Source organism: Methylobacterium sp. J-076, assembly GCF_022829405.1.
Lineage (GTDB): Bacteria > Pseudomonadota > Alphaproteobacteria > Rhizobiales > Beijerinckiaceae > Methylobacterium.
Genome location: NZ_JAKSXW010000017.1, coordinates 1 through 7,737 on the forward strand (window position 1 = coordinate 1; position 7,737 = coordinate 7,737).

A 7,737-nucleotide genomic window follows, 5' to 3' on the forward strand; every position below is an offset into this window, starting at 1 on the left:
ACCGAAGGCGGAGCCGCAGCGGCGGTGCGGGGGCTTGGCCGGACGAGACTCCTCCGGCGCTCCCCCTCACCCTCGGGTGCCGCCCCGCCGCTCCGACGACGCGGTCGTCGCGGCCTTCTCCCCGCAGGCGTGGAGGGTGGGACCGCCCGGAATCCGTGCGCCTCACGCCGCCGCCCGGGGGGCCTCCGGCTTGGCCTGGATCTCGATGAACACCCGCGTCACGTCCGGGTCCCGGGCTTTCAGCGCCTTGTCGAGGCGCCCGACCACGGCCTCCACGGCGCCCGCCGTCATGTCGTCGGCCATGTCGAGGCTGACGTTCACGAGGATGTCGGAGGGGCCGAGATGCTGGGTCAGCACCTCGTTGAGGTGGATCACCCCCTCCTCCTCCCGGACGATCTCCGCGATCGCCGCGACGAGGTCCGGGTCGGCCGCCTCGCCGATGAGCAGGCCGTGGGTCTCGACCATCAGGAACAGGGCCATCCCCACGAGGACGAGGCCGATGCCGATGGAGGCCGCCCCGTCGAGGGCCGGCATCTCCAGCACGTGGGCGAGCACCACGCCCGCGAGGGCGATCAGCAGGCCGGCGAGCGCGGCCGTGTCCTCCGCCAGGATGGTGAACAGGCTCGGGTCCTTGCTCCGCCGGATGGCGTGGAGGGCCGAGTGCCGGCCCTTCTCCGCCCAGAACTGGCGCATGGCCACGGTCCAGGAGTAGCCCTCCGCCAGGATGGAGAAGCCGAGGATCGCGAGGTTCACGTAGAGGCCGGGGATCACCAGGCCGAACAGGTGCGCGTCCTTGTCCGGCTCCGGGTGCAGGATGCGCTCGACGCCCTCGTAGAGCGCAAACACGCCGCCGCCGAGGAAGATCATCAGCGCGACGACGAAGGCGTAGAAGTAGATCTCCCGGCCGTAGCCGAACGGGTGGCGCCGGTCGGCCGGCTTGGCCGCCCGCTTCAGGCCGACGAGGAGGAGGATCTGGTTGAGGGTGTCCACCACCGAATGGACGCCCTCGGCGAACATCGCCGTCGATCCGGTGAGGAAGCCGCCCGCGAACTTCGCCGCCGCGATGGCGAGGTTGGCCCCGGCCGCGGCGTAGATCGCCCCCGTGCTCTCGTGCGCCACTGCTCTCCACCCTCCCCGCGCCTGGCCGGCGCCGCGGGGAGAAGGAGCTTGGCCTCGCCCCGGTTCCCAGCCGGTGGACGCGGGCGCCCGCGCCGTGCATCGTGCCGGCCCGGATGGGAGGCAGCATGGCGGACACGGCCTACGACCCGAACAACGTCTTCGGCAAGATCCTGCGGGGGGAGATGCCCGCCCACACGGTCTACGAGGACGCGCACACCCTGGCCTTCATGGACGTGATGCCCCAGGGCGAGGGCCACACCCTCGTCATCCCGAAGGCGCCCTCCCGCGGGCTGCTCGACGCGGAACCGGAGACGCTGGCCGCCCTGATGCGCAGCGTCCAGATCGTGGCCGGCGCCGTGAAGGCCGCCTTCGCGGCGGACGGGCTGACGGTGTTCCAGTTCAACGAGGCGGCGGGCGGGCAGACGGTGTTCCACCTGCACGTCCACATCATCCCCCGGCGCGAGGGCGTGCCCCTCCGGCGCCATGAGGGCGGGATGGCCGATTCCGACCTGCTCGCCGGCCATGCGGCGCGCATCCGCGCGGCCCTGGCGGCCGAGGGCAAAGGCGGTCCGCCCCCCGCCGCTCCCCCGTCCTGAGGGTTTGGAAGGCGCGACCCGCCGGGGGCACCCCATCCCGTCGTCCCGGGCGGGGCGACGCCATCCGGGGAGGCGGGCCGTGGCCCGGCGCGGCGTGTCCCCGGTTCGCGGCACGCCGGGGACCATGGCGGAACCGGTGAGGGTCTTCTCCCGCCGGCCCCTTCAGAGGGCGGGGGCGCGTGCCTCCAGCATCTGCGTCAGCTGCCGGCGGAGCACGGCGTTCTCGGCCTCCAGCTCCCCGACCCGCCGCAGCAGGGCGCCCAGGGTGGAATCGGAGGAGGAGGCCCCCTCCGCCGCGGCGTCCGCCCCGTCGAAGGTCACGCCGATCCCGTCCTCCCGGCGCCAGCGCAGGCAGGCCCGGTAGGTCCGCTCCTTCTGCGGGATGAACAGGTCGAACTTCTCCGGCAGCGTCGCGGTCTCGCTCAGCATCAGCCGCGCGCCCTGGGCCGACATGTCCCGCACCAGGCAATCGATGCTCGACGCACCGTTGTTGAAATGAATGCGTCCCTTGAGGAAGACCCGGAGGCGCGGCTGCTTTCGCTGTTCCTTGGACATGCCAACAAGTTCCGACGTGCGCGACGGAGCCGACTGTGCCCGCGATCTGTTAAGGAACATTCGTCGCGATCGCAGACCGCGGCGCCTCAGGCGATGAAGCGGCGGTCGACGGTCTGGAACAGGTAGAAGCCGTTGAACCGCACGGCGGTGTCGGCGGCGCGCCCGTCGAAATCGAGCGGCGCCCGGTTGCCATCCGCGAGCTTGCCGCCGAACGTCCACCGGCCGGAGCCGATGAAGGCCGGCACCGCACTCGATTCGGGCACCGCGCAGCACAGGCCTTCCACCTCGGTCAGCCGGAAGAGGTTGTAGTTCCGCATCGGAAACCCTCCACGTGGCCGCCCTCGGACACCGGCCCCCCGCCACGTTGCGGGGAATCAGCTTGACCGTTGTCTTAATGGCACAATCGGTCGGGTTTGTGACGCTCAGGTTTCAGGGGTGTTGCGGGCGAGCTCCTCCAGCCAGATCCGGGCCGACCCGTCGGAGGGGGCCCGCCAGTCGCCCCGGGGCGAGAGCGCCCCGCCGGCCACGACCTTCGGCCCGTTGGGGAGGGCCGAGCGCTTGAACTGGCTGAAGCCGAAGAAGCGGGTGAGGAACACCGACAGCCAGTGGCGGATCTCCGGCAGCCCGTAGGCGACGCGCTTGTCGGCGGGGAAATCCGCGGGCCAGCCGCCGCGCCCGGCCTCGCCCCAGGCGTGGAGGGCCAGGAAGGCGATCTTCGAGGGCCGGAACCCGTAGCGGAGCGTGTAGAACAGAGTGAAGTCCTGCAGGGCGTAGGGGCCGATGGCCGCCTCGGTGCTCTGGGGCGCCTCGTCGGCCTCGGCGGGCACCAGCTCGGGCGAGATCTCCGTGTCGAGGACGGCGTGCAGCACCCGCCCCTCCTCGGTGCTGAACGCCCCCGAGGAGATCACCCAGCGGATCAGGTGCTGGATCAGCGTCTTGGGCACGCCGGCATTGACGGCGTAGTGGCTCATCTGGTCGCCGACGCCGTAGGTGCACCAGCCGAGCGCCAGCTCCGACAGGTCGCCCGTGCCGATCACGAGGCCGCCGGCCCGGTTGGCGAGGCGGAACAGGTAATCGGTGCGCAGGCCCGCCTGCACGTTCTCGAAGGTGACGTCGTAGACCTTCTCCCCCGCCGCGTAGGGGTGGCCCATGTCGGCCAGCATCCGCTCGGCGGCGGGGCGGATGTCGATCTCGGCCGCGGTGGTGCCGAGCGCCCTCATCAGGGCGTGGGCGTTGGCCTTGGTGCCGGCCGAGGTGGCGAAGCCCGGCAGGGTGTAGGCGAGGATGTCCGCGCGCGGGTAGCCCAGCCGGTCGAACGCCTTGGCGGCGACGATCAGGGCGTGGGTCGAATCGAGCCCGCCCGAGATGCCGATCACCACCCGCTTCGTGCCGGTAGCCTCCAGCCGCTGGGCGAGGCCGGCCACCTGGATGTTGTAGGCCTCGTAGCAATCCTGGGCGAGGCGGGCGGCATCGCTCGGCACGAAGGGGAAGCGCTCGACCCGGCGCATCAGGCCGAGGTCGTCGGCGGGCGGGTCCACCCGGAACGGCACGCTCCGCCAGGGGGGGGATGCGGCGCCGCCCGCGCCGTCGTCGAAGCTGCCGGCCTGGAGGCGCTCCTGGGCGATGGCGTCGAGGTCGATGTCGGCGAGCGTCGCCACGGGCCCGGTGGCGAAACGCTCGCCCTGCGCGAGGCGCACGCCGCACTCGTCGATGCTGGTCTGCCCGTCCCAGGCGAGGTCGGTGGTCGATTCGCCCCGGCCCGCGGCGGCGTAGAGGTAGGCGCAGGCCCCCCGCATGGAGGCCGCCCGGGTGAGGAGTTCTCGCGAATCGGCCCGGCCGATGGTGATCGGGCTGCCGGAGGGGTTGGCCAGCACCGTCGCCCCGGCCAGCGCGGCCCCCATGCCCGGCGCCTGCGGCACCCACAGATCCTCGCAGATCTCGATGCCCACCACGAGGCCGGGCAGGTCCTCCGCCCGGAACAGCAGGTCGGTCCCGAACGGCACCGCCGCGCCCGCGACGGTGATCGTCTCCCCCGCGATCCCGGCGCCCGAGGCGAAATGGCGCTTCTCGTAGAACTCCCGGTAGTTCGGCAGGAAGGTCTTGGGCACCACGCCGAGCACCCGCCCCCCCTGGATCGCCAGGGCGCAGTTGTAGATCCGGTGGCGCCAGCGCAGGGGCGCGCCGACGATCAGCAGCGGCCGGAGAGAGGCCGTGCCCGCGGCGAGCTCCGCGGCGGCGGCCTCGACGGCGTCGAGCAGGGTCTGCTGCAGCAGCAGGTCCTCGATGGCGTAGGCCGAGAGGGCGAGCTCCGGGAACACCGCCACCGCCGCCCCCGCCCCGTGGCACGTCTGCGCGAGGGCGAGGATGGCCGCGCCGTTGCGGGCCGGATCGCCCGGATGGCTGCGCCCGGTGCAGGCGGCGACGCGAGCGAGACCGTGCCGGTAGAGGGACCGGAAGCCGGCTTTGGAATCGGGGGGCTTCGACACGGCACCGGTCCGGGTTCGGGGGGATGGCGCCAGTGTACTACAGGGATTCGCGGTTGGGATCCGGCCCCGGGACACGCCCCTCCCGCAGGGCGGGATCGCCCACGAACCGCGCGCGACACACCCGGCCGAAAGCCCCCGTTAACGCTGACGCTCCTAACTCTACGGAGCCGCGGGCCGCCTGTGGCCCCCTGTATCCAGCGTCTCATCGGAAACCCATGCGCGCATCGGGACGACCCCCGCATTCCCACCGTGACCCCGCCCGCCCGGTGCGGGGCGGCGACCGCTCGGGCCTGTCCCTCGGGGCGCTGGCGCACCGCCTCATGGCGTTGCGCGCCACGTTGACCCGCCGCCTCGCGGGGAGCGGCGCCGGCCCCTCGCGGGTCGGCTACGGCACCTCCGGCCGCCGGGCGGAGCCGAGCTGGACGACGCCCCCCACCGTCCTCGTCGGCCGCGAGGGCCTGGAGCGCGCCCCCCGGGCCTACGGCGCCGAACCGGACTGGGCGAGCGAGGCGGACACGCCCCCCGCCGCGCAGGCCTGGCCGTCCGAGATCTTCGACGACCGGGCGGTCGCCCTGCGGGCCGAGAGCCGGATCGACCGGCAGGCCTCTTCCCCCGGCGTGCTGGTGCGCCAGCCCCGCCGGCCCGACGCCATCGCCCCCGAGGAGCCCGTGGCCGCCGCCCCGGCCCAGCCCTCCTCCGTGCGCTACGTCCGCACCCCCGACACGGTGCTGCAGGAGCGCCGCCAGCGCGCCCTGGAGGCCGAGCGCGTCGCCCTGGAGCGCGCCCGCGCCGAGGCGCAGGCCGCCGCCCAGGCCGTCGAGGTCGAGCGCCGGGCCCGGGAGGAGGCACAGGTGCTCCTCGACCGGCAGGCCGAGGCCGAGGCCATGGACGAGGGCCTCCTCCGCGCCGCGGCGGGCCTGCCCCGCTGGCAACAGCCCTTCGTCGCCAACCCGGGCGTGCGCTACTTCCGCACCCCCGACCGCCGTCCGCCGCCCCCGGCGGTGGTGGAGGCCGAGGCCGCCCCGCTCCCGGATGCCCGGGCCCCGCTCGCGCCGGCTCCCCTCGCCCTGGTTCCGGCCGCCCCCGAGCCCCGCGACTGGTCCGACCTGTCCGACTGGTCGCAGGCCCAGCCGTGGTTCGGCGGCGACGACTGGTCGTCCGTGGATGTGTGGGCCTCCCTGGAGTCGCCGACCCCCGAGGCGCCCGCCGCCGAGGCCGCGCCGCCGGCCGGCCCCGCGCCCACCCTCGCCCCGGCCCTCGACGTGTCGCTCCTGCGCGCGCTGCCGCCCCGGCCGGCCTACGGGCTCGACCGCCTCGTGCGCTTCGACCAGCCCCCCCGTCCCGCCGATGGGCAGGATAACGGGCAGGAGGTCGCCCCGCCCGTGAAGCCCGCCCTGTCCCTGGTCTTCGGCCCGCACGCCGCCCCCGCGGCGCCGAGCCCGACCCCCGCCCCCCGGCGCCCGGCCCTGCCCTGCGCCATGGCGGCCCGGGCGGCGATCCGCACCGCCGCGGCCCCCGTGCCGGCGGCGCCCGAGGCCCCGGTTCCCGTCGCCGCCGAGGCGCGGGCGGAGGAGCGGGTGGTGATCCCCCTCGCCGCCCGGACGGTGCTCCTGCGCGGTCGCGCCGCCCCGGCGGCCGAGCCGGCCCCGGCGCTGGCGCTGTCGCCCGCCCCCGAGCCCGCCCCCGAGCCCGCCCCAGAGCCGGCCCCGGCGCCCGAGCCCGAGCGCGCCGTGATCCCGCCGGCCCCGGTCGAGACGGTCGAGGCCGTCGAGGTCGCCCCCGCCGCCGCGGAGGCCCCGGCCAACCTGCCCCTGGTCGCCCGTCCGCGCATGATCGCGGCGCCCCGGCACCTGGAGATCGCCTCCTTCGACAACGCCGACTACGAGCTGCCCTCCCTCGAACTCCTCGCCCTGCCCGCCCCGGGCGCCAGCGAGGAAGTCGATGCCGACGTGCTGGAGCAGAACGCCCTCAACTTGCAGCAGACGGTGCAGGATTTCGGCGTGCGCGGCGACATCCTGGCCGTGCGGCCGGGCCCGGTGGTGACCCTCTACGAGCTGGAGCCGGCGCCCGGCACCAAGTCGAGCCGCGTCATCGCCCTGTCGGACGACATCGCCCGGTCCATGTCGGCGGTCTCGGCCCGCGTCGCCGTGGTCCCCGGCCGCAACGTCATCGGCATCGAGCTGCCGAACGAGGTGCGCGAGACCGTGTACCTGCGCGAGCTGCTCTATTCGCCGGACTTCGCGGAGACGAAGCACAAGCTGGCCCTGTGCCTGGGCAAGAACATCGGCGGCGAGCCGATCATCGCCGACCTCGCCCGCATGCCGCACCTGCTGGTGGCCGGCACCACCGGCTCGGGCAAGTCGGTGGCGATCAACACGATGATCCTGTCGCTGCTCTACCGGCTGAAGCCGGAGGAATGCCGGCTGATCATGGTGGATCCGAAGATGCTGGAACTGTCGGTCTACGACGGCATCCCGCACCTGCTCTCCCCGGTCGTGACGGACCCGAAGAAGGCGGTGATCGCCCTCAAATGGGCCGTGCGCGAGATGGAGGAGCGCTACAAGAAGATGGCCAAGATCGCCGTGCGCAACATCGACGGCTACAACGCGCGGATGAAGGAGGCCCGGGACCGGGGCGAGACCATCACCCGGACCGTGCAGACCGGCGTGAACCGCGAGACCGGCGAGGTCGTCTACGAGCAGGAGGAGATGGACCTCTCCGCCCTCCCCTACATCGTCATCGTGGTCGATGAGATGGCCGACCTGATGATGGTGGCGGGCAAGGACATCGAGGGGGCGATCCAGCGGCTGGCGCAGATGGCGCGTGCGGCGGGCATCCACCTGATCATGGCGACGCAGCGTCCGTCGGTGGACGTGATCACCGGGACGATCAAGGCGAACTTCCCGACCCGGATCAGCTTCCAGGTGACGAGCAAGATCGACTCGCGGACGATCCTCGGGGAGATGGGCGCGGAGCAGCTT

The 7,737-nt window shown here is 73.6% G+C and carries 6 protein-coding genes; 2 read left to right on the forward strand and 4 right to left on the reverse strand.

From position 1 onward, the window contains the following. Window positions 1–162: 162 nt before the first annotated feature. The gene (locus tag MKK53_RS00760) at window positions 163–1,119 is read right to left on the reverse strand and encodes a cation diffusion facilitator family transporter (protein WP_243925903.1); all 957 of its coding nucleotides are present in this window, start codon (window positions 1,117–1,119) and stop codon (window positions 163–165) included. Window positions 1,120–1,244: 125 nt separating this feature from the next. Between MKK53_RS00760 and MKK53_RS00765 the strand changes: the two genes are divergently transcribed. Continuing rightward, entirely contained in the window at window positions 1,245–1,715 is a 471-nt protein-coding gene (locus MKK53_RS00765; protein ID WP_243925905.1) for an HIT family protein, read from the forward strand. A 162-nt stretch (window positions 1,716–1,877) separates the two neighbouring features. On the opposite strand, the gene MKK53_RS00770 is transcribed toward MKK53_RS00765, so the two are convergent. The 3 genes from MKK53_RS00770 to MKK53_RS00780 all read right to left on the reverse strand — a co-directional run bounded on the left by MKK53_RS00770 (window position 1,878) and on the right by MKK53_RS00780 (window position 4,756). Further along, window positions 1,878–2,270 (reverse strand): PilZ domain-containing protein, encoded by a 393-nt coding sequence (locus tag MKK53_RS00770; RefSeq protein ID WP_243925908.1) that lies wholly within the window; start codon window positions 2,268–2,270, stop codon window positions 1,878–1,880. Between the two features lie 86 nt (window positions 2,271–2,356). After that, window positions 2,357–2,587, reverse strand: a complete 231-nt coding sequence (locus MKK53_RS00775; protein WP_243925910.1) for a hypothetical protein — start codon at window positions 2,585–2,587, stop codon at window positions 2,357–2,359. A gap of 105 nt (window positions 2,588–2,692) precedes the next feature. Further along, complete coding sequence (locus tag MKK53_RS00780) at window positions 2,693–4,756, reverse strand: NAD(+) synthase (RefSeq protein WP_243925912.1); 2,064 nt, start codon at window positions 4,754–4,756, stop codon at window positions 2,693–2,695. Window positions 4,757–5,076: 320 nt separating this feature from the next. On the opposite strand from MKK53_RS00780, the gene MKK53_RS00785 reads away from it, so the two are divergent. Next, window positions 5,077–7,737 (forward strand): DNA translocase FtsK (locus MKK53_RS00785; protein ID WP_243925914.1); only part of this gene is annotated, 2,661 nt, incomplete at its 3' end.